This window comes from Ruegeria sp. CG8, assembly GCF_056537165.1.
Map to the genome: position 1 here is coordinate 430031 of NZ_JBQFRA010000003.1, position 24025 is coordinate 454055.

General features: G+C 62.8%; 26 protein-coding genes. 15 read left to right on the forward strand and 11 right to left on the reverse strand.

Annotated elements, in window-relative coordinates:
* Window positions 1–23 precede the first annotated feature (23 nt).
* The 5 genes from ACR0EF_RS12260 (at window position 24) to ACR0EF_RS12280 (ending at window position 3468) form a co-directional block, all read left to right on the forward strand.
* Window positions 24–557, forward strand: a complete 534-nt coding sequence (locus tag ACR0EF_RS12260) for an invasion associated locus B family protein (protein ID WP_170342134.1) — start codon at window positions 24–26, stop codon at window positions 555–557.
* Between the two features lie 162 nt (window positions 558–719).
* Window positions 720–887, forward strand: coding sequence for a hypothetical protein (locus ACR0EF_RS12265; protein WP_170342136.1), 168 nt, complete (start codon window positions 720–722; stop codon window positions 885–887).
* 87 nt (window positions 888–974) lie between these two features.
* Window positions 975–1352, forward strand: a complete 378-nt coding sequence (locus ACR0EF_RS12270; RefSeq protein WP_170360710.1) for a lysozyme inhibitor LprI family protein — start codon at window positions 975–977, stop codon at window positions 1350–1352.
* 91 nt (window positions 1353–1443) lie between these two features.
* Window positions 1444–2631, forward strand: coding sequence for a dual-specificity RNA methyltransferase RlmN (rlmN, locus tag ACR0EF_RS12275; protein WP_170370150.1), 1188 nt, complete (start codon window positions 1444–1446; stop codon window positions 2629–2631).
* Between the two features lie 216 nt (window positions 2632–2847).
* Window positions 2848–3468, forward strand: a complete 621-nt coding sequence (locus ACR0EF_RS12280) for a cytochrome P460 family protein (RefSeq protein ID WP_170370147.1) — start codon at window positions 2848–2850, stop codon at window positions 3466–3468.
* Here the strand turns inward: ACR0EF_RS12280 and ACR0EF_RS12285 are convergent.
* The 3 genes from ACR0EF_RS12285 to ACR0EF_RS12295 all read right to left on the reverse strand — a co-directional run bounded on the left by ACR0EF_RS12285 (window position 3450) and on the right by ACR0EF_RS12295 (window position 6484).
* Window positions 3450–5129 carry a U32 family peptidase gene (locus ACR0EF_RS12285; RefSeq protein ID WP_170372945.1) on the reverse strand — a complete coding sequence of 560 codons (1680 nt, stop codon included), beginning with the start codon at window positions 5127–5129 and terminating at the stop codon, window positions 3450–3452. The two genes, ACR0EF_RS12280 and ACR0EF_RS12285, sit on opposite strands and share 19 nt — an antisense overlap.
* Window positions 5130–5213: 84 nt before the next feature.
* Complete coding sequence (locus ACR0EF_RS12290; protein ID WP_093964205.1) at window positions 5214–5558, reverse strand: hypothetical protein; 345 nt, start codon at window positions 5556–5558, stop codon at window positions 5214–5216.
* On the reverse strand, window positions 5555–6484 hold the full coding sequence (locus ACR0EF_RS12295; RefSeq protein ID WP_170370143.1) for a DnaJ C-terminal domain-containing protein: 930 nt from the start codon (window positions 6482–6484) through the stop codon (window positions 5555–5557). Before ACR0EF_RS12295 ends, ACR0EF_RS12290 begins: the two co-directional genes overlap by 4 nt.
* Before the next feature lie 179 nt (window positions 6485–6663).
* Between ACR0EF_RS12295 and ACR0EF_RS12300 the strand changes: the two genes are divergently transcribed.
* The gene (locus tag ACR0EF_RS12300) at window positions 6664–7047 is read left to right on the forward strand and encodes a hypothetical protein (RefSeq protein ID WP_093964407.1); all 384 of its coding nucleotides are present in this window, start codon (window positions 6664–6666) and stop codon (window positions 7045–7047) included.
* 3 nt (window positions 7048–7050) lie between these two features.
* On the opposite strand, the gene ACR0EF_RS12305 is transcribed toward ACR0EF_RS12300, so the two are convergent.
* Both ACR0EF_RS12305 and ACR0EF_RS12310 read right to left on the reverse strand, forming a co-directional pair.
* Complete coding sequence (locus ACR0EF_RS12305) at window positions 7051–8157, reverse strand: cystathionine gamma-lyase (protein ID WP_170372946.1); 1107 nt, start codon at window positions 8155–8157, stop codon at window positions 7051–7053.
* 3 nt (window positions 8158–8160) lie between these two features.
* On the reverse strand, window positions 8161–9003 hold the full coding sequence (locus ACR0EF_RS12310; protein ID WP_093964208.1) for an LOG family protein: 843 nt from the start codon (window positions 9001–9003) through the stop codon (window positions 8161–8163).
* A gap of 79 nt (window positions 9004–9082) precedes the next feature.
* Between ACR0EF_RS12310 and ACR0EF_RS12315 the strand changes: the two genes are divergently transcribed.
* From ACR0EF_RS12315 to dapD, 3 genes are all read left to right on the forward strand, one after another.
* Complete coding sequence (locus ACR0EF_RS12315; protein ID WP_170369158.1) at window positions 9083–10000, forward strand: threonine/serine dehydratase; 918 nt, start codon at window positions 9083–9085, stop codon at window positions 9998–10000.
* Window positions 10001–10045: 45 nt separating this feature from the next.
* On the forward strand, window positions 10046–10645 hold the full coding sequence (locus tag ACR0EF_RS12320; RefSeq protein ID WP_093964210.1) for a GntR family transcriptional regulator: 600 nt from the start codon (window positions 10046–10048) through the stop codon (window positions 10643–10645).
* Window positions 10646–10764: 119 nt separating this feature from the next.
* The gene (gene dapD / locus ACR0EF_RS12325; RefSeq protein ID WP_170364205.1) at window positions 10765–11592 is read left to right on the forward strand and encodes a 2,3,4,5-tetrahydropyridine-2,6-dicarboxylate N-succinyltransferase; all 828 of its coding nucleotides are present in this window, start codon (window positions 10765–10767) and stop codon (window positions 11590–11592) included.
* A 70-nt stretch (window positions 11593–11662) separates the two neighbouring features.
* On the opposite strand, the gene ACR0EF_RS12330 is transcribed toward dapD, so the two are convergent.
* The gene (locus tag ACR0EF_RS12330) at window positions 11663–12094 is read right to left on the reverse strand and encodes a GFA family protein (protein WP_254434000.1); all 432 of its coding nucleotides are present in this window, start codon (window positions 12092–12094) and stop codon (window positions 11663–11665) included.
* A gap of 136 nt (window positions 12095–12230) precedes the next feature.
* Between ACR0EF_RS12330 and ACR0EF_RS12335 the strand changes: the two genes are divergently transcribed.
* Window positions 12231–12578: a hypothetical protein gene (locus ACR0EF_RS12335; RefSeq protein WP_170370135.1), complete on the forward strand. Its 348-nt coding sequence runs from the start codon at window positions 12231–12233 to the stop codon at window positions 12576–12578.
* Here the strand turns inward: ACR0EF_RS12335 and ACR0EF_RS12340 are convergent.
* Window positions 12575–13633, reverse strand: a complete 1059-nt coding sequence (locus tag ACR0EF_RS12340; RefSeq protein WP_170370133.1) for a transporter substrate-binding domain-containing protein — start codon at window positions 13631–13633, stop codon at window positions 12575–12577. The two genes, ACR0EF_RS12335 and ACR0EF_RS12340, sit on opposite strands and share 4 nt — an antisense overlap.
* Window positions 13634–13833: 200 nt before the next feature.
* Between ACR0EF_RS12340 and dapE the strand changes: the two genes are divergently transcribed.
* Both dapE and rnr read left to right on the forward strand, forming a co-directional pair.
* Window positions 13834–14973 carry a succinyl-diaminopimelate desuccinylase gene (dapE, locus tag ACR0EF_RS12345; protein ID WP_170372947.1) on the forward strand — a complete coding sequence of 380 codons (1140 nt, stop codon included), beginning with the start codon at window positions 13834–13836 and terminating at the stop codon, window positions 14971–14973.
* Between the two features lie 65 nt (window positions 14974–15038).
* Window positions 15039–17303 carry a ribonuclease R gene (gene rnr / locus ACR0EF_RS12350; RefSeq protein WP_170372948.1) on the forward strand — a complete coding sequence of 755 codons (2265 nt, stop codon included), beginning with the start codon at window positions 15039–15041 and terminating at the stop codon, window positions 17301–17303.
* Here rnr and ACR0EF_RS12355 read toward each other — a convergent pair.
* Both ACR0EF_RS12355 and ACR0EF_RS12360 read right to left on the reverse strand, forming a co-directional pair.
* Entirely contained in the window at window positions 17294–17680 is a 387-nt protein-coding gene (locus ACR0EF_RS12355; RefSeq protein WP_170372949.1) for a DUF1801 domain-containing protein, read from the reverse strand. The genes rnr and ACR0EF_RS12355 overlap by 10 nt on opposite strands.
* Window positions 17677–18375 (reverse strand): glutathione S-transferase family protein, encoded by a 699-nt coding sequence (locus ACR0EF_RS12360; protein ID WP_170364851.1) that lies wholly within the window; start codon window positions 18373–18375, stop codon window positions 17677–17679. Before ACR0EF_RS12360 ends, ACR0EF_RS12355 begins: the two co-directional genes overlap by 4 nt.
* 82 nt (window positions 18376–18457) lie before the next feature.
* On the opposite strand from ACR0EF_RS12360, the gene ACR0EF_RS12365 reads away from it, so the two are divergent.
* Window positions 18458–19171: a helix-turn-helix transcriptional regulator gene (locus ACR0EF_RS12365; RefSeq protein ID WP_170372950.1), complete on the forward strand. Its 714-nt coding sequence runs from the start codon at window positions 18458–18460 to the stop codon at window positions 19169–19171.
* Between the two features lie 65 nt (window positions 19172–19236).
* A complete protein-coding gene (locus tag ACR0EF_RS12370) occupies window positions 19237–20550 on the forward strand; it encodes a lytic murein transglycosylase (protein WP_170372951.1) in 1314 nt (437 codons plus the stop codon).
* Between the two features lie 51 nt (window positions 20551–20601).
* Here ACR0EF_RS12370 and ACR0EF_RS12375 read toward each other — a convergent pair whose 3' ends face one another.
* Together ACR0EF_RS12375 and ACR0EF_RS12380 are read right to left on the reverse strand one after the other, a co-directional pair.
* Window positions 20602–21999 (reverse strand): aspartate aminotransferase family protein, encoded by a 1398-nt coding sequence (locus tag ACR0EF_RS12375; protein ID WP_170372952.1) that lies wholly within the window; start codon window positions 21997–21999, stop codon window positions 20602–20604.
* A 75-nt stretch (window positions 22000–22074) separates the two neighbouring features.
* Window positions 22075–22758, reverse strand: a complete 684-nt coding sequence (locus tag ACR0EF_RS12380; protein WP_093964408.1) for a GntR family transcriptional regulator — start codon at window positions 22756–22758, stop codon at window positions 22075–22077.
* A gap of 140 nt (window positions 22759–22898) precedes the next feature.
* Here ACR0EF_RS12380 and ACR0EF_RS12385 point away from each other — a divergent pair, with 140 nt between their 5' ends.
* Entirely contained in the window at window positions 22899–23984 is a 1086-nt protein-coding gene (locus ACR0EF_RS12385) for a polyamine ABC transporter substrate-binding protein (RefSeq protein ID WP_170341249.1), read from the forward strand.
* Window positions 23985–24025 lie beyond the last annotated feature (41 nt).

The window sequence follows — 24025 nt, forward strand, 5'->3', positions numbered from 1 at the left end:
GGTCGAGCCAGGAGGCTGAACGAATGAAAACAATGCTCGCCCGCGTATGCGCGGGCCTTTGTGTGGCAGGGATGGCCACGACAGCGATCGCCCAGCAGGCGACCAGTACGAACCGTGTGTCCGCTCAGACTGATTGGAGCGTGTTCGTCGAAGACGATCCGACCGAGTGCTGGAGCGTATCCGCCCCCAAGGAGACCGTGAATACCCGCGGTGGCCGTGTGGTATCGGTGCGTCGCAGCGACATTTTGCTGTTCGTGTTCTATCGCCCCAACGCCGAGGTCAAAGGTCAGGTGACATTCACCGGAGGCTACCCATTCGCCCCCGGGTCCACGGTGAATCTGGAAATCGACGGGTCCGAGTTCGAACTGTTCACCGAGGGCGAGTGGGCGTGGCCCGCCAGCGCCGCGGATGATGCCAAGATCGTCACGGCGATGAAGCGCGGGACCGAGGCCGTGTTGACCGCACGGTCCGAACGCGGGACCCAGACCAAGGACACGTTCTCGTTGCTGGGCTTTACCGCAGCCATCGAAGACGCCGAGAAGCGCTGCACCAAGTAACTGCCCAACCAGTCCAGATCTCAAGCCCCGCCAAAATGGCGGGGTTTTGCGTTTTTGTGCCATCCGTTTACGCAACGTCGGCACCAAAACTTGATCCGCATCAAGGCTGACGGACTCAATTTCTGAACCAATCGGTTCAGACAACGAAGAAGGAGTCCAGACATGTCGACCAAACCCCTTATTGCGGTTCTGATTGTTGCAGCGGCAACTCTGAGCGCGTGCGAGAAATCCACCGAAACCTATCCGGTCACGGGCGAGCAATGCGGCCCGAATGATCCGGTCAAGACACTGGATGCCGAGGACTGCTACATCCCGCCAGCCGGGGTGTGATCGCTCGCTGCACCTAAAACGTGCCCAAGCCTGACCACTGTGCTAAGCTCTGTCTGAAACCATGGGTAGACAGGCGAGGAGACGGACATGCGTTGGGTTTGGGCAGCAATTCTTCTTCCGGTATCGGCATTTGCAGACCCGGCGCTGGAATGTACCGATGCCGGATCTCAGGTCGAGATCGGGACATGCGTCGGTCGGGCCGAGACCAATGTCGAGGCCGCTTTGGTCGCGGCGTTTGGGTTCGCAGTCGATGCGGCGAAGGAACTGGACGAAGTGACGGGTCGGGCTGTTGCTTTGCCAGCCCTTGAAACTTCTCAAGAGGCTTGGAAGACTTTTCGCGATGCGCAGTGCGAAGCAGTTGGCGCGTCTTTTGGTGGTGGATCCGGAACAGGGATCGCGATCACCTCGTGCCGGGTCGAGTTGGGGCGGGCCCGTGTCACCGAACTGTTGCGGTTCCTCGACTGACGTCCGGACAGGTTCTCACGAATCCTTTTGATCTTTGCCGGCGTTCCTATATAGAGGCGCATCCCAAGCCAGAATCCGTTGAGATAGCCAAATGTCGCCCAAAGCGCCGATCACTCAAGACGTCATGACCATCCCCCGCAAATTGCCCGAGGGGAAGATTAACCTTGTCGGCCTGACCCGCGACCAGTTGCGCGAGGTTCTGATCGAACACGGCACGCCGGAAAAGCAAGCCAAGATGCGCACCGGTCAGATTTGGCAGTGGATCTATCAATGGGGGGTGCGCGACTTTGGTGAGATGACCAACCTGGCCAAAGCCTATCGCGCGCAACTGGCGGAGAATTTCGTGATCGAAATCCCCGAGGTTGTGACCCGTCAGGTGTCCGAGGACGGCACCCGCAAATACCTGTGTCGCATCGCAGGCGGGCATGAGGTCGAGGTGGTCTATATCCCGGAAGAGGATCGCGGCACGCTTTGTATCTCGTCCCAGGTGGGCTGCACGCTGACCTGTTCCTTCTGCCATACCGGCACGCAGAAACTGGTGCGCAACCTGACCGCGGCCGAGATTGTCGGCCAGGTGATGATGGCGCGCGACGATCTTGAGGAATGGCCGGTTCCCGGTGCGCCCAAGGACGAAACCCGGCTGCTGTCGAACATCGTTCTGATGGGCATGGGTGAGCCGCTCTATAATTTCGAAAACGTCCGCGACGCGATGAAGATCGCCATGGACCCCGAGGGGATTTCCCTGTCGCGTCGGCGTATCACTTTGTCTACATCCGGCGTGGTGCCTGAAATCGCGCGCACGGCCGAGGAAATCGGCTGTCTGCTGGCGATCTCGTTCCACGCCACCACGGACGATGTGCGCGACGTTCTGGTGCCGATCAACAAGCGTTGGAACATCGAGGAACTGCTGCAGGCGCTGGCCAGCTATCCCAACGCGTCGAATTCCGAGCGGATCACCTTTGAATACGTGATGCTGGACGGCGTGAACGACAGCGACGAGGACGCGCATCGCCTGATCGACCACATCAAACGCCACAATATTCCGGCCAAGATCAACCTGATCCCGTTCAATGAATGGCCCGGCGCGCCCTACAAGCGCAGCTCGAACAACCGGATCCGGGCCTTTGCCAACATCATCTATCAGGCCGGGTACGCCTCGCCCATCCGCAAAACGCGGGGCGAGGACATCATGGCCGCCTGCGGTCAGTTGAAATCGGCCACCGAGCGCGCCCGCAAGTCGCGCCACCAGATCGAGGCCGAGGCCGGGCTGAAAGGTTGATCCGATGCCCGCGGGTTCGCGGGCAAATGGTCTGTAATTCTACGGCTGAATTTGGTAGTCTTGAGGCATGAGAGGTGCGCGGTTGCGCGCACGTAAAATCTGCGCACAAGACGGTGAGTTGGACAGTCCGGTTCTGGTGCGTTTCCTCCAGTCCGCTCAAATTTGTCGGGGAAATCTGCGGAATTCAGGCAAGCCTGGAACAGGGTGGGCCAATACATGAACGCACTGACGAACCTGTCCACGATCTGCATGACCGCCGTATTGGTTGCATCGGGCGCAGCCATTGCATGGGCGCAATCCAACGAGACCGAGGCGCATCTGGCGATCGAGAACCCGGCGGACCTGAGCAAAGAGGACGCGCAGCAGCACTATCGCGCCCTCAGGAAACAGATGGATCGCGGCTATGCCACCGCGCATCTGGATCAACTGATGAACTATCAGAACTGGCCGTTGTTCAACGATGCGCCGTACCTGTCGGCCACGCATGGGCAGCGCTACGTCAACAGCTATGCCAACCGGATGGCCCACAATTACGGCACCTTGCAACCGGGGGAAAAGCTGCCCGTGGGCTCGGTTCTGGCCAAGGACAGCATGACCGTCACGGATGAGGGCCGGGTGCATCCCGGCGCCCTGTTCGTGATGGAGAAACTGCCCGAAGGCACCAGCCCCGACACCGCCGACTGGCGCTATGTCATGGTGATGCCCGACGGGTCTCTGTTCGGTGACACGATGGGGGATCGCGCGGGGGCGGTTGCCTATTGCCATGACTGCCACGAAGCGGTGGCTGACCGCGACTATACGTTCTTCGTGCCCGAGGATTACCGCGTCGGCAACTGATCGCGGGCCGCGTCGCCGGGCAGTTTCAGGGCGGCGGCCTCGCGCCGGCTGAGCTGCTCTCCCTGCTTGCGTTTTGACAGAACCTCGCGCGCCAGGGCGTATTTGTCATCCTGCCAGAAGATCAGGCAGCCGTTGCACCCCTTGCCGCAACAGCCCTCGGTGCCCACGCGGTTGGTCTTGAACCGGCGCTCGGTGCCGTCCTGACCGATCTTCTCCGCCAGCTCGTCCCGGCGGCGGGCATAGGCGGCTGGATTGTCGCGCCCCGAGGTTTCCAAGCCCTGCACCAGCTTGTCAAAACGGATGCGGCTCCAGTGTTCGTCGGTCAGGGCGCGTTCCTTGCGCAGGACCGAATATACCGGGAAACGGGCGCGCAGGTCGTCGGGGTCTTCGTGATCGAACAGGGAAAACGGCAGTCGGATCACGGTTTTCGTGCTGCCATGCACCACGTCCAGCTTGGCGCCGTCACTGGCGCGTTCAAATTCGTAGACGCGCAGCAGGACCGTCTCGCGCGAGATGGGCGAGACGAAATCCAGCACGTCGCCGGGTTCAAGCTTGTTCTTCACTTCGACCAGGAAGGCATCCTCGGTCACGTCGGTCACCAGTCCGGCATATTCCCATTGGGCGATGGTCGCGGTGTGTTCGTAATCATGCGCGTAATTGGTCAGCCGCCCCTCGTGAAAGGCCAGCGTGTAGCCGCGGTTTCCCACGGCCTCCAACTCGCGCATGTACGGCTTCGGGTCCCAGTTCTCGGGGTCGGCATAGTAATCGTCGATGGCCATGCGATAGGCGCGCGCGACGATGGCGGCATAGTATTCCGACTTGCCGCGCCCTTCGACCTTGAGACTGTCGACGCCGATCTTCAGATATTCGTCCAGCTTGGGCATGATGCACAGATCGCGCGAATTGAGGATGTACGAGCCGCGATCATCCTCTTCGATCGGCATCAATTCACCCGGGCGGCAGCCTTCTTCCAGCAGGAATTCGAACAGGTTGGCGTTTTCCTCGGTGATCCGCAGGTCTTGATGGGTGCCGTCCTTCAGGCGCAGCTTCAGCGCATAGTTCCAGCGGCAGGAATTGGCGCAGTTGCCCTGGTTGGCGCCACGTTCCGCCATGAAATTCGACAGCAGGCAGCGGCCCGAATAGGTCATGCACATGGCGCCGTGCACGAAGGCCTCAAGTCGGATGTTGGGGCATTTCTCGCGGATTTCCACCAGTTCGGGGTAGGAAACCTCGCGCGCCAGCACCACCAGTTCGGCCCCCTGATCCTGCCAGAACTTCACCGACAGCCACGAACAGATATTGGCCTGGGTCGAGATATGCAGCGGCAGTTCCGGCGCGCGGTCGCGCACGTACTGGAATACGCCGGGGTCGGCGATGATCAACCCGTCCGGCCGCACCTTGCGGACGGTGTCGATGTATTCATCCAGCTTGGGGATGTCCTTGTTGTGCGAGAACAGGTTCAGCGTCAGATAGGCGCGCCGGCCATGCGCGTGGCAGAACTCGACCCCTTCGATCACCTCGTCCAGCGAAAACTCGGACTTGGTGCGCAGAGACATGTCGGGCGTGCCCAGATACACCGCGTCCGCCCCGTACAGGATGGCCAGTTTCAGCTTGCGCAGATTGCCCGCAGGCATCAGCAATTCCGACTTGGTCCGTGTCATCGCAGCACCCGGTTCTGAATCGATGGCGCCTTCTAAGGCATAACCACCGAGTCCAGAAGGGCAAACCCGCCTTGCACGCAGGCCCTAGCTGCGGCGGAACCGCGCTGTTCCGATCCGTTCGACCAGCTGGCTGCGCACCGGGTCGGGTTGGGCGTCGATGGCGCGCAGCACCTCGCGTAGTTCGGCCCGCAGGCCGTGCATCTGGTCGATTAGCGACAGCACCATCGACAGGGCGTCGGGCTCCATCTCGTACTGGTCGTCCAGCTCGCAGGCCAGTTGCAGGCGCGCCATGTCCAGCCGCTCGTAGACAAGCCCCTGGTCGGACTGGCGCGGGATCACGATCCGGGCGGACAGGAACCGGGACAACCGCTCGGACGTCAGGTTCTGGACGGCTTCAATCAGTTCGGCTTCGGTCAGAGAACGGGTCATGCCGGCATTCCTTTCCGCGGGTCATAGCTGTGTGACTTGCGCCAGTTCTGCATGAACTGCTTCAGTTCGTCGTCGATCTTGTCGGGCATCACCACGCTCAGCTCGATCAGCTGGTCGCCGCGTTTGTCCGAGCCGCGTTTCCTGACGCCCTTGCCGCGCAGGCGCAGGGTCTTGCCGCTGCTGGTGCCCTCGGGCACGGTCACGTTCACGCGGCCGTCGATCGTGGGCGCGGGGACCTTGCCGCCCAGAACGGCCTCGTCGATGGTGATCGGCAGGGTGATGCGGATGTCGTCGCCCTCGCGCTTGAACACCGGGTGTTCGGCCACGCGGATCGTGACCAGCGCGTCGCCCGGTGGCCCTTCACCATAGCCCGGGGCACCCTTGCCTCGCAGGCGGATGGTCTGGCCGTCGGTGATGCCGGCGGGGATCTTCACCTCGATCCGGTCACCACTGGGCAGGGTCAGCTTTTGCGTGGCGCCAAAGACGGCATCCAGGAAACTGATCTGCAGGCTGTAGTTCACGTTGTGACCGGGCGCATGAAACTCGCGCGCACTCCCCCCGCTGAAGCCACCGTTGCCACGGTTCCCGAAGAACTGGGCGAAGATGTCCGACATGTCGTCGTCCTCGACCCCGCCGCCCGCGCGATAGGGGTTGCCCGCGGTTTCCGCATATTCGCGGTAGTATTGCTGCTGCGGGCGTTCCTGACCCGAGGCGTCGATCTCGCCCCGGTCGAATTTTGCCCGGGTTTCGGGGTCTTTCAAAAGGTCATAGGCTGCGGCGGCGGCCTTGAACTTGGCTTCGGCCTTGGCGTCCCCGGGCTTGAGGTCCGGGTGGCAGTCCTTGGCGATGCGCCGGTAGGCTTTCTTGATTTCGGCGGCACTGGCGTCTTTCGAGACGCCCAACACCGAATATGGATTGTCGCTCATATATCTCTCGTTTCTGATGGGTTTCGCCAGTGGATGTTGTTGGCAGTTAACCTTTCAGATTGTGCCGTGTCATGGAATTTCAACAGGACCGAATACCGAGGAGATTGAATTTTCTCGAAAAATTCCGGCATCCTGATAGTATCCGCATGTTTCGAACTGTTGCGGATGGAGTCAAACGCATGTCACGCAGAATCAAGTCGGCCCTGGCCCTGTTGGCGGGCAATGCCATCGGTCTGTTGTTGGCCAGCCTGTTGCTGACCGGCTTTTCGATCAAGCCGGTGTCCTTCATCGTGGTGGTGATCGTGTTCACCCTGGTTCAGGTCGTGGCCGAGCCATTGATCCTGAAGATCGGGGAAAAGAACGTGCCGGCGCTGAAGGGCGGTATCGCTCTGGTGGTCACCTTCGTGGGCCTGCTGATCACCGATCTGGTCGCCGCAGGGCTGACCGTCGGCGGTATCTCGAACCTGCTGGCGGCGACGCTTCTGGTGTGGCTGGGCGCCCTGATCGCCGGGGTTCTGCTGCCGATCTACGTCTTCACCGAACTGCGCGAGCCCAAGAAATAAGGCTCAGGCCAGCGCAGTCAGGCTGTCGTTCAGAGCCTGCCACAGCTCATCCACCGGTTCACACCCGACCGACAGGCGCACGAAGCCGGGATCGACCTGATCCCCCCAGCGCGCGCGCCGCTCGGCTGAGCTGTGCACGCCACCAAAGGACGTGGCCGGGCGCAACAGCGGGCAGCCATTGATGAACCGTTCGGCCTGGTCTTCCGAGGCCAGCGTGATCGCCAGCAGAAAACCGTACCGTGCGGTCTGTTCGCGGGCCAGATCGTGCGACGGGTCCGACGGCAGGCCGGGATAGCGGATCTGCGTGACCGCCGGATGATCGGCCAGCCGTTCGGCCAGAACCTGCGCCGAGCTGCTCATGCGGTCGAACCGGACGTCCAGCGTCTCCAGCCCGCGATGCAGTAGCCAGGCCTCATGCGGGCCGGGGATCGCGCCCGAGACGCGGCGCCATTCCTCGACCCGTTCCATGATCTGGGCATCGCGGCTGGCCACATGGCCCATCAGCAGGTCGGAGTGCCCGCCCATCGCCTTGGTGTCCGAGGCGACGACGATGTCGATGCCCAGGTCCAGCGGGCGCTGTCCCAGCGGGGTCAGCGTCGTGTTGTCGGCGATGGTGATGCCCCCCGCAGCGCGCACCTCGCGGGCCACCTGCGCCAGGTCGATCATGTCGAGCCCGGGGTTGGACGGGCTTTCGACGAAGACCACGTCGAACCCGTCGAACCCGCCCTGCGCAAATGCGGTCGTTGGGCGCTCTTCGACCGACACGCCAAGCGGGGAGAGGAACCGGTCGGCCAGCAGACGGGTGACATAATACCCGTCCGACGGGATCAGGATGCGCGACCCCGACCGCACGGTGGCGAACAACGCCGCCGAAATCGCGCCCATGCCGGACGGAAAGATCAGGCAGGGTGCGCCTTCGAGATGCGCCAGCACATGCTCGACTTGGGTCCAGGTCGGGTTGTCCACGCGGCCATAGGTCGGGTGCCCGTCCGGCGCGCCGGGCAGGTGGAACATGCTGCTTTGGGTCAGCGGCAGGGCCACCGGTTCGCCTTTGCTCAGGGCATTGCCGCGCAGATGCAGCATCTCACCGGCCTTGGGGGTGCGCGCCATCGCTCAGCGCCCCGGAATGTCGTCGCGCGGCGGGGCGGGCTCCCAGCGCTCGATGATGTCGACCGCCTCCTGCGCGGTATCGACAAAGCGGAACAGGTCCAGATCTTCTTCGGAAATGGTCCCGGCATCGGCCAGCGCTTCCCAATTGATCACCCGCTCCCAGAACTCGCGCCCGAACAGCAGGAACGGCACGCGCTCCATCCGGCCGGTCTGGATCAGGGTGAGGGACTCGAACAACTCATCCATCGTGCCGAATCCGCCGGGGAAGATGGTGATCGCACGGGCGCGCATCAGGAAATGCATCTTGCGTATGGCGAAATAGTGGAAATTGAAGCTCAGCTCAGGGGTGACATAGGCATTGGGCGCCTGCTCGTGCGGCAGCACGATGTTCAGCCCGATCGAGCAGCCACCGGCATCCTTGGCGCCGCGATTTCCGGCCTCCATCACGCCGGGGCCACCGCCGGTGACGATGACGTTCTCGCGGCACCCGCTTTGCTTGGATTTCTCGGTCATCAGCCGGGCGAATTCGCGCGCCTCGTCATAGTATTGCGACAGACCGGCCAACGTGGCCGTCCGGGCGCTGTCCTTTTTGGCCGGTTCCGGGATTCGCGCGCCGCCGAACATCACGATGGTCGACGTGATCTGGCGTTCGGCCATGATCATTTCGGGCTTCAGCAGTTCCAGTTGCAGACGCACGGGCCGCAGCTCCTCGCGGCACAGGAAATCGTCATCGGCAAAGGCCAGCCGGTACGAGGGCGAGCGTGTCTGCGGCGTGTCGGGGACTTCGCTTGCGGTCGAGCGGTCGGTATGCGCATCGCGGAAAGGGCTGAGGCGGTCTTCTCTCATTGCTGGGGGTTCCCTGCTTGCGTGTTTTTCAAACAGCTATAGGGTTCGCGGGCAGAGTGCCAGTCACGGAAAGACGAGAATGGATTGGAAGACCGAAATTTCGGCCGCAGCCGAACGCATCAATGGCCACGCGCAGGTGACACCGGTCATGACAAGCGACGCGCTGGGACTGGCGCAGCCGGTCGAGATGAAGCTGGAGCATTTCCAGCACACCGGCAGTTTCAAGGCGCGCGGGGCGTTCAACACGTTGCTCAGCCTCGATGTGCCGGCGGCAGGGGTCGTGGCCGCCTCGGGCGGGAATCACGGTGCGGCTGCGGCCTATGCTGCGCGGGCGCTGGGCCATCCGGCCAAGATCTTCGTGCCCGAGATGGCCGGCCCGTCCAAAATCGCCCTGATCGAACGGATCGGCGCGGATCTGAGCGTGGTGCCGGGTGAATACGCAAACGCCCTGGCGATGGCGCGTGAACACGAAGATCGAACAGGTGCGATGCAGATCCATGCCTATGATGCGCCGGCCACCGTGGCCGGGCAGGGCACCTGTTTTGCCGAATGGGACAGCCAAGGCCTGCAAGCCGATACCGTATTGGTGGCGGTGGGCGGCGGCGGGCTGATCGCGGGGGCGCTGGCCTGGTTTCAGGGCGCGCGCAAGGTCGTTGCGGTCGAGCCGGAAACGTCATGTGCCTTGAACGCGGCGTTGCAGGCCGGAGCGCCCGTGGATGTGTCTGTTTCCGGCATAGCCGCCAACGCGCTGGGTGCGCGGCGGATCGGCGACATCTGTTTCGGGCTGGCGCAGGGGATGACGTCGGTGCTGGTCAGCGATGACGCGATCGCCGAGGCGCAACAGCGCCTGTGGCAGGCGCATCGCATTCTGGTCGAGCCGGCGGGCGCGACGGCCCTGGCGGCCTTGACCTCGGGCGTCTACACGCCGGAACCGGGCGAACGGGTCGCGGTTCTGGTCTGCGGGGGCAATATCGCACCTGACCCTCTGACCGCCTGAATTTGCGCCTTGAGGCCCGAGCCTTGGGATTATAGATAAAATCCCATGACCGCCACGATCGCAGATTCCATCTATGACCGGCTCAGCCAGCGCATCATCACGGGCGAGCTGCCCGCGGGTGAGAAACTGCGGCAGGACCATATCGCGCGGGCGTTCGACACCAGCCATGTCCCGGTGCGCGAGGCGCTGTTGCGGCTTCAGGCGCATGGCCTGGCCCACAGCGAACCACGGCGCGGCATGCGCGTCACCGCGTTGGACCCGGCCGAGGTGCGCGAGGTGATCGAGATGCGCGTGGCCCTGGAATCGCTGGCCCTGCAACATGCGATCCAGAATTTGACACCGGCGGATCTCAAGGCGGCCGACAAGGCCCGCATCGCCTGCGACGAGGCGCAGGACATGCCCACATGGGAAACCCGGAACCGCGCCTTTCATCGGGCGATCCTGACACCCTGCGCGCGGCCGCGCCTGCTGCATACGATCGACGATCTGCATATCGCCAGCGCCCGCCATCTGTTCGCCCATTGGCGTCACCGCTGGGTCCAGCGGAAAGACACCGACCACGCCGCCATCGTGCAGGCGATGAAGCGCCGCGATACCGCCACGGCCACAGCGATTCTGGTGCGCCATATCCGCCGCGCCAGCTGAAACCGACGGGTTTTCGCGCCGGGTGGCCGCAAACGGCTCCGCCAACGTCGCATTGCGCATTGGCCCCGGCTTTCATATAGGCAACACCAACCAAACGAGAGTCAGCACGGAGTAACCCCATGTCCAACGCCCAACTGGAAACCGCCATCGAGGCCGCATGGGAGGCCCGCGACACGATCACGCCCGCCACCACCGGTGAACAGCGCGAAGCGATCGAGGACACGCTGAACGCGCTGGACAGCGGCGCGCTGCGGGTCGCCGAGAAGCAGGCCGATGGCAGCTGGCATGTGAACCAGTGGGCCAAAAAGGCGGTTTTGCTGGGCTTTCGCATCAAGGACATGGAAATTCAGTCCGGCGGCCCGCAGGGCGGCGGCTGGTGGGACAAGGTCGACAGCAAATTCGCCGGCTGGGGTGAAAACCAGTGGCGCGCGGCCGGTTTCCGCGCGGTGCCCAACTGCGTGGTTCGCAAGTCGGCCTATATCGCGCCGGGCGTGGTGCTGATGCCGTCTTTCGTGAACCTCGGCGCCTATGTGGACGAAGGCACGATGGTCGATACCTGGGCCACGGTCGGGTCCTGTGCGCAGATCGGCAAGAACGTGCACCTGTCGGGCGGCGTCGGCATCGGCGGCGTGCTGGAACCCATGCAGGCCGGCCCGACCATCATCGAGGACAACTGCTTTATCGGGGCGCGGTCCGAGGTGGTCGAAGGCTGCATCATCCGCGAGGGCTCGGTCCTGGGCATGGGCGTCTATATCGGCCAGTCCACCAAGATCGTCGATCGCGAAACGGGCGAGGTGTTCTATGGCGAGGTGCCGCCTTATTCGGTGGTGGTGTCCGGCTCGATGCCGTCGAAGAACGGGATCAACCTGTACTGCGCGGTGATCGTGAAGCGCGTCGATGAAAAGACCCGCTCGAAGACCGGGATCAACGAGCTGCTGCGGGATTGATCATAAACATTGTTCAAAGTTCCAAAGGTCGCGGCTCTGGTCCGCGGCCTTTTCTTTGGTAGGGTAGGACCTATCCCGCCTTGTAGTCGGCGAGATCCTCGGGCGCGTGCAGCAGGGTGCCTTCGTATTTCGGCAAGTCATCGCGCAGTTCCAGCCAGGGCAGCTTGCTTTGATAGTTGACATGAAAGGTTGGCGCAAAGTCCGAAGGGTCTTCCAACGAGGCCGCGTACAGGTGCATCCCGCCTTCATAATGGTCGGCCTCGAACCCCATCGGAGAGCCACAGGTTGCGCAGAAATGCCGCTGGACGCCTTTCGAACTGGCGAAACTACGCGGTGTTGCGGCGGTCCACCGGAAATTGCGCAAGGGTACGCCCAACCATGCGACCACGGGCGCGGCGCAGTTGCGGCGGCAATCGTCACAATGGCAGTAGCAGCTCCAGGTCTCGGCGCCCTCAAACTCCCAGCGGGTTTCACCGCACAGGCAGCGGCCGCGTTTGGTCATGATGTCCTCCGTCGTTTTTAGGGACCAGTCTGACCGGATGGTGGGCCTGAGCGCGTCAAAAAACGACACGGCATCCGGGAACCGCGTCCAGCTGCCATGCTTGACCATCGACCGGCCCCCGGCTAAGGCCCACGGCATGGAAAAGCAAAAGAAACCCTCGCGCCAGCAGGTCTATACTCTGTTGGTTCAGATTGGCCGCAAGGATGGCGACGGCCTGCCCGAAGGCGCCACCGGCGCGGCGCTTATGTGCTATGCCAGCGGAGTGGACGAGGCCGAGGCCGTGCGCGAAACCGTGGCCATTCTCAAGCAGGCCGATACGGCTCCACTGGACGTAACCGGCTATGGCACCCTGGCCGAGCGCGAGGCGCAGGGGCACGAGATCGACCCCGACGAACGCGCTCTGATGCAGAGGGCGCTTGAGGAAAACGCGGTTATTGTTGCGCAGATGACGCCCTTCTTCGGCGACAAGCCCGAAAGCGCCTAGCGGCGCGTGCCGAACCACTTGCGATAGATCTGGTCATAGGTGCCATCTTCCCGGAGGCCCAGAAGCGCCTGGTTCACATCCTCGACCAGAGGTGACCCGGTCGGGAAGACGATACCGTAATTCTCGCGCAGGAAGACGCCGCCGGTCATTGCCGCAATCTTGCGGCCTTCATGTGCGGCGAAATACGACAGGATCGGCGCGTCGAACACGACGGCATCCAGGTCCCCATCCTTGAACGCGGTCAACATGCTGTCCAGGTCTTCGTACCCGGTGAATTCGACCTCGCGCCGGTTCAGAAAACTGGCGGCGGTCGAACCCGAGATCGTCCCGACCTGCTTGCCGTACAGATCATTGACCGAGTTGATGTTGCTGGTGATCGCATCCACCGTCATGACCGAGGTGATCCTTGCGGTGAAAACCGACACGATGAACAGCGAGGATACGACCAGGATCACACCCAGAATTCGCCCGAATGGGGTCCGGGGCATCCGCTCTTCAAATCCGCCATTGACCACCAGGTTCAACGCCCACCAGAAGGATGGGAACCAGGCCTCGTTCAGGTCGCGGTCGAAATAGGGTTGGGATCGGCGTTCGAACCCCCACATCAGCATGCCGCCACCCAGCAGGATGGCAAAGGCCAGCCCGATGGCGATGAACAGCTCGCGTGACAGAAGCGCCTGCATCAAGGACGGGCTGCGCGCCGCGTCTGATGGTACCATGATCTGAAGGCCGGCTTCGAAAATCGGCTGGCTGAAATCCATTCGGGCTTCACGGCCTGCGGTGATCGAAATATTCGCGATCGCCATGTCGGCTTCGCGGTTTTCGACCGCCGACAGCATGTCCCCGAACGCGTCGACTCGAACGACCGTGTATTCCCAATCCAGTTCTTCAGCCAGCGCGGCCAGCAGGTCCATTGAGAAGCCGGTGTCCTCGCCCTCATCCACATACGAGAACGGCGGACGCTCCACCGTCGTGACCGTCAGAGTTTCGGCTTGGCTGTGTTGTGCAAAGACCGCGAAGGTCAGGCAGATCAATGCGAAAAGGGCGCGCGTCATAGCTGGTTCACCTGTTTCGCGGCGCTCTAGCGCAATTTGCCATGGCGCGGCAAGGTCGTCGCGAGGTCATCGACCGGGATTTCTTTTTGCCGTTTTTTCGGGCTGGGCGACCGGAAAACCGCCGATCGGGGTTGGCATTGCGGCCAATTCGTTGAATCTGTGCGTGAACCCACATCCTGCCGACCCTGCGAGGCCCCTGAATGTCCGACCCTGTCCAGTTGACCGCAGACCTGATCCGTTGCCCCTCGGTCACACCCGAGGAGGGCGGGGCGCTGGTTCTGCTGGAAGATATCCTGTCGCGGGCCGGTTTCACCTGCACGCGGGTCGATCGCGGCGGCGTCTGCAACCTGTTCGCCCGGTGGGGCGACAAGGGGCATGCGCGCAGTTTTGGGTTCAACGGCCATACCGATGTGGTGCCGGTGGGCGACGAGGCCGCATGGACCCGCCCGCCGTTCGGCGCGGAAATCCATGACGGCGTTCTGTATGGCAGGGGCGCCACCGACATGAAATCGGGGGTGGCGGCCTTTGTCGCGGCCGCGGTGGATTTCGTGCGCGACACCCCGCCCGACGGGGCGATCATCCTGACCATCACGGGGGACGAGGAAGGCGATGCGGTGGACGGCACCACCGCGCTGCTGGACTACATGCAGGCGCAGGACGAGCGGATGTCGGTCTGTCTGGTGGGCGAGCCAACCTGCCCCAATGAGATGGGCGAGATGATGAAGATCGGCCGCCGCGGGTCGATGACCGCGTGGTTCGAGGTGACGGGCGTGCAGGGCCATTCGGCCTATCCGCATCGCGCCAGGAACCCGCTGCCGGCCTTGGCGCGGCTGATGGATCGGCTGGCCAGTCACGAACTGGATCGGGGGACGGACCATTTCGACGCTTCGACCCTGGCGGTGGTCACGATGGACACCGGCAACGCGGCCACCAACGTCATTCCCGCCCAGTGCCGTGGCGCGGTGAACATCCGGTTCAACGACCTGCATACAGGCGCCAGCCTCAGTGACTGGCTGAAGGCGCAGGCAGCCGACGTGGCGGCCGAGTTCGGCGTGCAGATCGACACGCGGATCAAGGTCTCGGGCGAAAGCTTTCTGACCCCTCCGGGGCCGCTGTCGGATCTGGTGGCCCGGGCCGTCGAGGCCGAGACCGGCCGCCGGCCCGAGCTGTCGACCACCGGTGGCACCTCGGACGCGCGGTTCATCAAGGATCACTGCGCGGTGGTCGAGTTCGGCCTGGTTGGACGCACCATGCACCAAGTGGACGAATCCGTCCCGGTCGAGCAGATCCGCCAGCTCAAGGCGATCTATGCCCGGATCCTGGCCGACTATTTCGCCTGAGTGATTGATGCGCCCGGCCATTTTTTGGTCATGACGCGGTCGCATCGGCGTGCTAGGCGGAAATCATGAAACGCATACCGACCAAGCAGGAGATCCTCGACTGGATCTCGGCGAATCCCACGCTCACCTCGAAACGCGACATTGCCAAGGCCTTTGGCATCAAGGGCGCGGACCGGATCGACCTGAAACGGATCCTCAAAGAGCTTGAGGCCGAGGGCCATCTGGAAAAGCGCAAGCGCAGCTATCGCGACCCGGACCGCCTGCCGCCGGTCAGCGTGCTGCAGGTCAAGGCGCCGAACGCCGATGGCGACCTGTTCGCGCGGCCGCTGGAATGGCATGGCGAAGGGGTCGAGCCGATCGTGCTGATCATTCCGCGCGCCAGCGACCCGGCGCTGGGCGAGGGTGACCGCATCCTGGCCCGCCTGACCCAGGTGCATGCAGAGGACCACAATTACGAGGCCCGCCTGATCCGCCGCATCGGCGCCAATCCGCGCCGGGTCGTGGGGATTTTCCGCAAGGGCGCCGAGGGCGGGCGCATCGTGCCCATCGACAAGGCCGGATCGACCGAATGGCTGGTGGCTGAAGACGCGGCGCTGGGCGCCAGGGATGGCGAACTGGTCGAGGCCGAGCAGGCGGGGCCGAAAAATCGTATGGGGCTGCCGCGTGCGCGTATCGTGGAACGTTTGGGCGATCCGTCCGCGCCCAAGGCGGTGTCGCTGATCGCGATCCACCAGCATGGCATCCCGGATGATTTTCCCGATGACGTGATCGCCGAGGCCGACCGGGCCAAGCCCGTCGGGCTGAAAGGGCGCGAGGATCTGCGGGACATCCCTCTGCTGACCATCGACCCATCGGACGCGCGCGACCATGACGACGCCTGCTATGCCCATACCGATGATGATCCGAAAAACCCGGGCGGCCACGTGATCTGGGTCGCCATTGCCGATGTGGCCGCCTATGTGCGCCCCGGCAGCGCGCTGGACCGCGAGGCGCGCAAGCGGGGCAATTCAACCTATTTCCCCGACCGCGTCGTGCCGATGCTGCCCGACCGTCTGTCGGGCGATCTGTGTTCGCTGCACGAAGGCGTGCCGCGCGCCTGTATCGCGGTGCGGATGCGGATCGATGCAAACGGCAACAAGATCGACCACCGCTTTGTGCGGGGGCTAATGCGCTCGGCCGCGTCTCTGCATTATGCCGAGGTGCAGGAGGCTATCGACGGCACCCCCAATGACCGAACCGGGCCGCTGCTGGAGAGCGTCCTGAAACCGCTCTATGCAGCCTACGGCGCGCTGAAGACGGCCCGCAACGAACGCCAGCCGCTGGATCTGGACCTGCCGGAACGCAAGATCGTGCTGAACGACAACGGCGAGGTCGAAAGCGTGGCCTTCCGCGAACGGCTGGATGCGCACCGTCTGATCGAGGAGTTCATGATCCTGGCCAACGTGGCCGCGGCCGAGACGCTGATCGCCAAGCGCAGCCCGCTGTTGTTCCGGGTGCACGAAGAACCCGCGCCCGAAAAGCTGGAAAGCCTGCGCGAGACGGCGCAGGCCGCTGGGCTGAACCTGGCCAAGGGACAGGTGCTGCAGACCCGTCACCTGAACGCGCTGTTGAATGCCGCCGCCGGCACCGAGGATGCCGAGCTGATCAATCTCAGCACCTTGCGGTCGATGGCGCAGGCCTATTACAGCCCCGAAAACTTTGGCCATTTCGGGCTGGCCCTGCGCAACTATGCGCATTTCACCTCGCCCATCCGCCGCTATGCCGACCTTATCGTGCACCGGGCGCTGATCTCGGCCCATGGCTGGGGCAAGGACGGGCTGACCGCCGACGAGATCGAGCGTCTGGAGGAGATCGCCACCCAAATTTCGGACACCGAGCGCCGCTCGATGATGGCCGAGCGCGACACGACCGACCGCTATCTGGCGGCCTATCTGAGCGAGCGCGTCGGCAACGAGTTCACCGGCCGCATCAGCGGCATCGCCCGGTTCGGGGCCTTCGTGAAGCTGGACGAAACCGGGGCCGACGGGCTGGTGCCGGTGCGGTCGCTGGGGCGCGAGTTTTTCCACTTCGACGCCGAGGCTGGCACCCTGATGGGAGCGGATACCGGCCTGACCATCGCCATCGGCCAGCGCGTCACCGTGCGCCTGACCGAGGCCACGCCGGTAACTGGCGGGCTGGAGTTGGAGCTGCTGTCAATCGAAGATCAGGCCATGCCGCGCGGCGGCGGTCGTGGCAAGTCGAGTCGTCCGACACGGCGCAAGGCGGTCAGCACCAAGCGCAAGAAGGACAAGATCAAACGCAAGGTCGAGCGCAAGCGCCGTCAGCGGTGATAGGTCAACGCCCGGGCGATCAGCCATTCATGCCTGACGGGGTCGATCTGTTCGATCCCGTCGAACAGGATGGCGCGATTGCCTTCAATCCTGTCAGCGTCAGGAAAGGCCGAGGTAAACTCACCGATAAGCCGGGTCTGGCAGTGGACAAACAGGGCAAACCGGGCAGAGGTGTGTCCACCCAGCCTGATGGTTGTTCCCTTGGGACTCAGATAGGCCGGTTGGCCCCATCGCAGAGCCTCGGTCACCAAAACCGCCGGTTGAAGTTCCTGCGCGGTGGCGAAGACCAGATCGCGCAGAGCCAGAGCGCCGCTTTTGGTGTCCGTGGCGAATGCCTCGTAGGCAGACGCCACCTTGGGGTCATCGAAAGGCCTCATGGCAGGGGGATCGCCTGTTCCATCCGGTCAACATAACTGTTCAGCAGCGTATCCTGTTTGATGCGCCGGGTCAGCCGGGTATCGGCCGGAGTGGCCCGCATCGCAGCCAGCATCGGGCCGACGCTGAGGTCGGCCGAAGTGGGGTGATCGCCCAAAAGATACGGGGCCTGCCACAGATAAGCTGAGATCGCCTCGAGGTCGCGTTCGACCCGTGCCATCCGTTCGGCCTCGGAGAAGCGCCCGATCCCTTGGGACCGAAGGCCTTTCAAGACCGATTTCCGGACCGAGTTCGAGATCGGGCGTCGGACGATTCGGGGAATCTCATAGAAGAAGGTGTCGCGCAGAACTGGCCAAACCTCGTCGTTGGCCCAGCGGTCAATGACGATCTGGAAGTACAGATGTTCCTCGGCCATACGGATCAACGCGCGGGACTGGCCCTTTTGCACATCGCTCAGGCCACGGTCGAATTCGGCGCCCTGCGCTTCCAACCAGTCGCGAATCTGGTCGCTGTCCGGCACGAGACGTTCGGGTGTGCGCAAAACCGGCAACTTGCTGTGCGGCATCTGTCGCGGATCGACCATGTCCGAACGGCGCCAGTGCAGCCCGGCCAGCTGCAGCATATAGGCGGTTTTGACGCAAAAGGGGCTGGCGCTGAAAAGTCCGAAAGCGGAAGGGTAGGTAAGAAGGGTCAACATAATAGGCTCCGAAATTGGGGTGCCGCCGGTCTATCGCGGGCTAATGACAGTTTCTGTCATTAGGTTTAGATTGAATGACATCATGTCCCGCACCGCCCGACTGTTCCAATTGATGCAGGCCTTGCGGTCTGGCCCGTCGCCCAAGACCTCGGCGCAGTTGGCGCAGGATCTGGGGGTTTCGGCACGCACCGTGCATCGCGACGTCGACGCTCTGCGTGGTCTCGGTGCAGTCATTGATGGCGAGGCCGGGTTCGGGTTCACCCTGATCGAAGACGCGACACTGCCGCCGCTGGGATTCACCGATGACGAGTTGGAGGCGCTGGTTCTTGGCCTACGCGAGGTGCAACTGATCGGAGACCCGGCTCTGTCGGACGCCGCCGGTGCGGCGCTGCGCAAACTGCAGGGCCGGCTGCCACACCGCCAATCCCACCGCCTGAGCCACGCAGTGCTGACCGCCACCCGGTTCGACCGTCCTGCCGCACCCAGCATCGAAGTTGCCGACCTGCGGCAGGCGACGTGGGACGAGCGTGTGGTCGAGTTCGACTATACCGATGCGAAAGGTGACGACACCCAGCGCCGCGTGAGCCCACTGAGCATCGTGTACATGGATCATGCCAGCGTACTGCTCAGCTGGTGCCATCTGAGGCGGGATTTTCGCGTGTTTCGGTTGGACCGGATGCGCGCGATGTCCGTCACCCAGGACAGTTTCCGCCCCAACCGCGTGCCTTTGCTGCGAGAGGCGCTGGCCAAGATCCGGGCCGAGCGCGAAGCAAAAGATCAAGAGAGCCAGTCCTGAGCGCTTTGTGATTTGCGCAATCTGGGGTACCCTGTCTGCGAGCAGTAATCAGGAAAACCTGAATCATGAAATATGTGTGTGGCTTTGTGGCCGCCGCATTTTGGGCATCCATCTTGCAGGCGGAGACTTCGAATACAACCAAACGACCACAGATCAGACCGGCGCTGGATTCGATCCAGTTGGCGTCGGCCGATCTGACGGTTTCGATCCGGCCGGTGCCAAGGCCGACCACCGGCATGCACCGGGTGGTCGTCGAAGGCAACACCAGCTTCGAGACTTGGTTGAACGCCTTCCGGCACCGGGCAGTTGCGGCAGGTATCCGGCCGCAGGTCCTGGACCGGTCATTGTCAGGCCTGACCTACGACAACGACGCCATCAAGCGCGATCGCAGTCAGGCCGAGTTCTCGAAACCGATCTGGGAGTATCTGGATTCGGCCGTGTCAGACCTGCGCATCGCGAATGGGCGCAAGGCGCTGGTGCGGTACAAGGATACGCTGGACCGGATCGAAGCCCGGTACGGGGTCGAAAAAGAGGTGGTGGTCGCGGTCTGGGGGCTGGAAACATCCTACGGCACGTATCGGGGCAGCAGCCAGACAATCCGGTCGCTTGCAACGCTTGCCCATGACGGGCGGCGCGCGCAGTTTTTTGAAACACAGTTGCTCGCGGCATTGCAAATCGTGCAGGCCGGCGACATCACCTCGGACCGAATGACGGGCAGTTGGGCGGGTGCCATGGGGCACACGCAATTCATGCCGACCTCATACCTCGAGCACGCGGTTGACTTCGACGGCGACGGACGCCGCGACATCTGGTCGGACGATCCTACGGATGCGCTTGCGTCTGCTGCCGCCTACCTTGCCAAGTTCGGGTGGACCAAAGGTCAGCCATGGGCGGTCGAGGTGCGTTTGCCCAAAGGGTTCGACTATGCCAGCGCCAGTCGGGACGTTAGTTTGCTTCCTTCGGAATGGGCCGCACGCGGCGTCCGCGCCGCGAACGGCGGTGGCATCGCAGATTTCGGGCCCGCCTCGATCCTGCTGCCGGCCGGCAGCGGTGGCGTGGCCCTGATGATCTTTGACAATTTCAGCGTGATCGAGCGTTACAACGGCGCCGATGCCTATGTGATCGGCATCGGCCACCTGTCAGACCGGCTGGCCGGGCAGGGTCCGTTCCGCGCAAGCTGGCCGCGCGGCGACCGGGTGCTGAGTTTTACCGAACGCAAGGAGTTGCAGCTGCGCCTGACCCTGGCCGGGTTCGACACGCAGGCCATCGACGGGCGGATCGGGCCGAACACCATCAATGCGTTGCGGGCCTACCAAATGGCGCGTGGTCTTTTGCCGGATGGGTACGCAACCGTGCAATTGCTGGAACGGATGCGGTGAACGAAAAAGGGCGGCCCTGCCGGACCGCCCTTTTCCAAAATTATTCTGAATTCACGAGGCCGCTTTCATCAAGCCTTGGGCGATGATCTCGGCCTGCGCCTCGTCCAGAGACTTGTAGATACGTACGAACATCTCGTCGATATCTGCCGGGGTCAGAACCAGTGGCGGCGAGATGATCATCCGGTCGCCCACATGGCGCATGATCAGGTTGTTGGCGAAGCAGCGATCGCGGCAGATGTACCCGACCGTGCCCGGATCGGAGGCGAACTTGGCCCGGCTGGCCTTGTCCGGCGTCAGCGCGATCGACGCCATCATGCCCACGATCTTGGCTTCGCCCACCAGCGGGTGCTCGACCAGCGCCTCCCATTTCTGTTTCAGATAGGGGGCGGCGACATCGCGCACATGCTCGACGATCTTTTCTTCTTCCAGAATGCGCAGGTTTTCCAGCGCGACGGCCGCCGCGACCGGGTGGCCCGAATAGGTATAGCCGTGGTTGAACTCGGTCCCGCCGATCACCTCGGCGATCTCGTCATTGACGATCGAGCCGCCGATGGGCGCATAGCCCGAGCTGAGCCCCTTGGCGATGGTCATGATATGCGGGCGGATGTTCATGGTCTGCGAGCCGAACCAGTTGCCGGTTCGACCAAAGCCGCAGATCACCTCGTCGGCGATCAGCAGGATGTCGTACTTGTCGCAGATGCGCTGGATTTCCGGCCAGTAGGTGTCGGGCGCGACGATCACGCCGCCCGCGCCCTGGACCGGCTCGGCGATGAAGGCGGCGACGCGGTCTTCGCCCAGTTCCAGGATCGCCTCTTCCAGCTCGCGCGCGCGGGCCAGACCGAACTCTTCGGGCGTCATGTCGCCGCCCTCGGCCCACCAGTTGGGCTGGTTGATGTGGTGGATGTTCGGGATCGGGATGCCGCCCTGCGCGTGCATGCCGGCCATGCCGCCCAGCGAGGCCGACCCCACACTCGACCCGTGATAGGCGTTGTGGCGGCTGATGATGATGTTCTTGTTCGGATGGCCCTTTTCCGCCCAATAGGTGCGGACCAGACGGATGTTGGTGTCATTGGCCTCGGACCCGCCGGCAGCGAAGAAGACATGGTTCAGGTCACCCGGCGCCAACTCGGCCAGTTTCGCCGCCAGCGCGATCGCCGGGACATGGGTCGTTTTGAAGAAGGTGTTGTAATAGGGCAGTTCGCGCATCTGGCGCGCCGCCACTTCGGCCAGTTCGTCGCGGCCATAGCCGACGTTCACGCACCACAGACCGGCCATGGCGTCCAGGATCTCTTCGCCCTCGCTGTCGGTCAGATAGACGCCCTTGGCACGGGTGATGACGCGCGCGCCTTCCTTGCCCAGTGCGCCGTTGGCCGAAAACGGGTGAAGGTGATGCGCCGCATCCAGGGCCTGCAATTCGGCGGTCGGCATGTGGTTGGTGATGGTCGACATCGGTCTCTACTCCTGCAACAGCGGTTGCCGTCACAATATGATCAAATTTTTTTCTGTCAATCGAATCGCGCTGACCTATTCGGTCGCCAGCGCCTCGGCCATCAGTTCCATGCCCTGTTCGATATCCTGGGTCGTTGCTTTTGCGACTTTTTCAGCGTCGCTGGCGCGCAAGGCATCGATGATGTCCTTGTGCCGGTCCGGAAGGCTCTGGGTGCCGAAGCGCCCGCAGACGACGCGCAAGGACGGCCCGAATCGCAGCCACAGGCGCTCGGCCAGATCCTTTAGAATCGGCGCACCGGCGTGGTCATAGAGTTTTTCGTGGAATGCATGGTTCAGGCGAAGATAGCCGCCAACGTCCCCGTCGGCGATCGTGCGATCCAGCTGTTCGTCGATCTTTTCAAGCTGGTCGATATCCGCCGTGGTCATGTTGACTGCTGCGCGCCGGGAAAGCTCTGATTCTACGGCATTTCTGGCGAAAATCATCTGTTCGACATCTGTTGCGGTCAGCAGGGGAACGCTGACCCGCCGGTTGCCCTGAAAGATCAGCGCACCATCCGAGATCAGGCGCCGGATGGCCTCGCGCACCGGGGTCATGCCCACGCCCAGCGAATCGGTCAGGCCCTGGATCGTGACCGGTTGCCCCGGCACCAGATCGCCGAACATGATCTGCGACTTCAGTGTCTGGTACACCTGTTCATGTGCTGGTCGTTTTTCGGTCTGGGTCACTGCAGCAGATGCCTTATTTTTGATCAAATCCAATTGGTTCACCCCGATCCCAATGCTCCCGGCTTGTCAGGTTTCTTGCCCCGTGAAACCATACGACGTATCGAGGGAAAACGCAAAACTTGATCAAATCCAAAAAAACGGGAAAATGCCCGTACACTTGCAGGGAGAAGAAAATGAAAATCAAAACGCTGACGATGACGGCAATTGTCGCATTGGGGACGTCGGCCGCTGTTGCGGAAGAGGTGCGCGTATACAACTGGTCGGACTACATCGACGAGGAGTTGCTGAGCAAATTCCAGGAAGAGACGGGTCTGACCCTGATCTACGATGTGTTCGACAGCAACGAGGTTCTGGAAACCAAGATGCTGGCCGGGGGATCCGGTTACGATGTGGTGGTGCCGTCGGGCACCTTCCTTCAGCGCCAGATCCAGGCTGGAGCCTTCCAGAAACTGGACATGTCCAAGCTGCCCAATGCAGTTAACCTCTGGGACGTGATCCAGGAACGCACGGCCGGCTATGACCCGGACAACGCCTATTCGATCAACTACATGTGGGGCACCACGGGGCTGGGCGTGAATGTCGACAAGGTCAAGGAAGTGCTGGGCGACGATGCGCCCTTGAACAGCATGGACCTGGTGCTGAAGCCCGAGAACATGGAAAAGCTGGCCTCATGCGGCGTCCATTTCCTGGACGCCCCGTCCGAGATCATTCCCATGGTACTCCAGTACATTGGCGAAGATCCGGACAGCCATGACACCGACGTGATCGCCAAGACCGAAGAAGTGCTGATGGGCGTGCGTCCCTACATCCAGAAGTTCCACAGCTCGGAATACATCAATGCGCTGGCCAATGGCGACATCTGCGTGGCCGTGGGCTGGTCGGGCGACATTCTGCAGGCCCGCGATCGGGCGGATGAGGCCGACAACGGTGTGACCATCGAATACCATCCGTTTGCCGAAGGCTCGCTGATGTGGTTCGACCAGATGGCCATTCCGGTGGATGCACCCAACCCGGACGGCGCGCATAAATTCCTGAACTTCATCCTGGATGCCAACAACATGGCGGCGGCGTCGAACTACGTTTACTACGCCAACGGCAACAAGGCGTCGCAGGAGTTTCTGGAAGAAGACGTGATCGGCGATCCGGCGATCTATCCGGATGATGCCACGATGCAGAACCTCTACATCACCACGCCTTACCCGGCCAAAACGCAGCGGGTCGTGACCCGCCTGTGGACCAAGATCAAATCGGGCACCTGATCCGAAATGATTGCGCAAGGCAGAATGGTTCTGCCTTGCGC

Bases quoted from the DNA above. Each gene is read 5' to 3' on its own strand.
- ACR0EF_RS12260 (WP_170342134.1), top strand. From the start codon at position 24: ATGAAAACAATGCTCGCCCGCGTATGCGCGGGCCTTTGTGTGGCAGGG.
- ACR0EF_RS12265 (WP_170342136.1), top strand. From the start codon at position 720: ATGTCGACCAAACCCCTTATTGCGGTTCTGATTGTTGCAGCGGCAACT.
- ACR0EF_RS12270 (WP_170360710.1), top strand. From the start codon at position 975: ATGCGTTGGGTTTGGGCAGCAATTCTTCTTCCGGTATCGGCATTTGCA.
- rlmN (WP_170370150.1), top strand. From the start codon at position 1,444: ATGTCGCCCAAAGCGCCGATCACTCAAGACGTCATGACCATCCCCCGC.
- ACR0EF_RS12280 (WP_170370147.1), top strand. From the start codon at position 2,848: ATGAACGCACTGACGAACCTGTCCACGATCTGCATGACCGCCGTATTG.
- ACR0EF_RS12285 (WP_170372945.1), bottom strand. From the start codon at position 5,129: ATGACACGGACCAAGTCGGAATTGCTGATGCCTGCGGGCAATCTGCGC.
- ACR0EF_RS12290 (WP_093964205.1), bottom strand. From the start codon at position 5,558: ATGACCCGTTCTCTGACCGAAGCCGAACTGATTGAAGCCGTCCAGAAC.
- ACR0EF_RS12295 (WP_170370143.1), bottom strand. From the start codon at position 6,484: ATGAGCGACAATCCATATTCGGTGTTGGGCGTCTCGAAAGACGCCAGT.
- ACR0EF_RS12300 (WP_093964407.1), top strand. From the start codon at position 6,664: ATGTCACGCAGAATCAAGTCGGCCCTGGCCCTGTTGGCGGGCAATGCC.
- ACR0EF_RS12305 (WP_170372946.1), bottom strand. From the start codon at position 8,157: ATGGCGCGCACCCCCAAGGCCGGTGAGATGCTGCATCTGCGCGGCAAT.
- ACR0EF_RS12310 (WP_093964208.1), bottom strand. From the start codon at position 9,003: ATGAGAGAAGACCGCCTCAGCCCTTTCCGCGATGCGCATACCGACCGC.
- ACR0EF_RS12315 (WP_170369158.1), top strand. From the start codon at position 9,083: ATGGATTGGAAGACCGAAATTTCGGCCGCAGCCGAACGCATCAATGGC.
- ACR0EF_RS12320 (WP_093964210.1), top strand. From the start codon at position 10,046: ATGACCGCCACGATCGCAGATTCCATCTATGACCGGCTCAGCCAGCGC.
- dapD (WP_170364205.1), top strand. From the start codon at position 10,765: ATGTCCAACGCCCAACTGGAAACCGCCATCGAGGCCGCATGGGAGGCC.
- ACR0EF_RS12330 (WP_254434000.1), bottom strand. From the start codon at position 12,094: ATGACCAAACGCGGCCGCTGCCTGTGCGGTGAAACCCGCTGGGAGTTT.
- ACR0EF_RS12335 (WP_170370135.1), top strand. From the start codon at position 12,231: ATGGAAAAGCAAAAGAAACCCTCGCGCCAGCAGGTCTATACTCTGTTG.
- ACR0EF_RS12340 (WP_170370133.1), bottom strand. From the start codon at position 13,633: ATGACGCGCGCCCTTTTCGCATTGATCTGCCTGACCTTCGCGGTCTTT.
- dapE (WP_170372947.1), top strand. From the start codon at position 13,834: ATGTCCGACCCTGTCCAGTTGACCGCAGACCTGATCCGTTGCCCCTCG.
- rnr (WP_170372948.1), top strand. From the start codon at position 15,039: ATGAAACGCATACCGACCAAGCAGGAGATCCTCGACTGGATCTCGGCG.
- ACR0EF_RS12355 (WP_170372949.1), bottom strand. From the start codon at position 17,680: ATGAGGCCTTTCGATGACCCCAAGGTGGCGTCTGCCTACGAGGCATTC.
- ACR0EF_RS12360 (WP_170364851.1), bottom strand. From the start codon at position 18,375: ATGTTGACCCTTCTTACCTACCCTTCCGCTTTCGGACTTTTCAGCGCC.
- ACR0EF_RS12365 (WP_170372950.1), top strand. From the start codon at position 18,458: ATGTCCCGCACCGCCCGACTGTTCCAATTGATGCAGGCCTTGCGGTCT.
- ACR0EF_RS12370 (WP_170372951.1), top strand. From the start codon at position 19,237: ATGAAATATGTGTGTGGCTTTGTGGCCGCCGCATTTTGGGCATCCATC.
- ACR0EF_RS12375 (WP_170372952.1), bottom strand. From the start codon at position 21,999: ATGTCGACCATCACCAACCACATGCCGACCGCCGAATTGCAGGCCCTG.
- ACR0EF_RS12385 (WP_170341249.1), top strand. From the start codon at position 22,899: ATGAAAATCAAAACGCTGACGATGACGGCAATTGTCGCATTGGGGACG.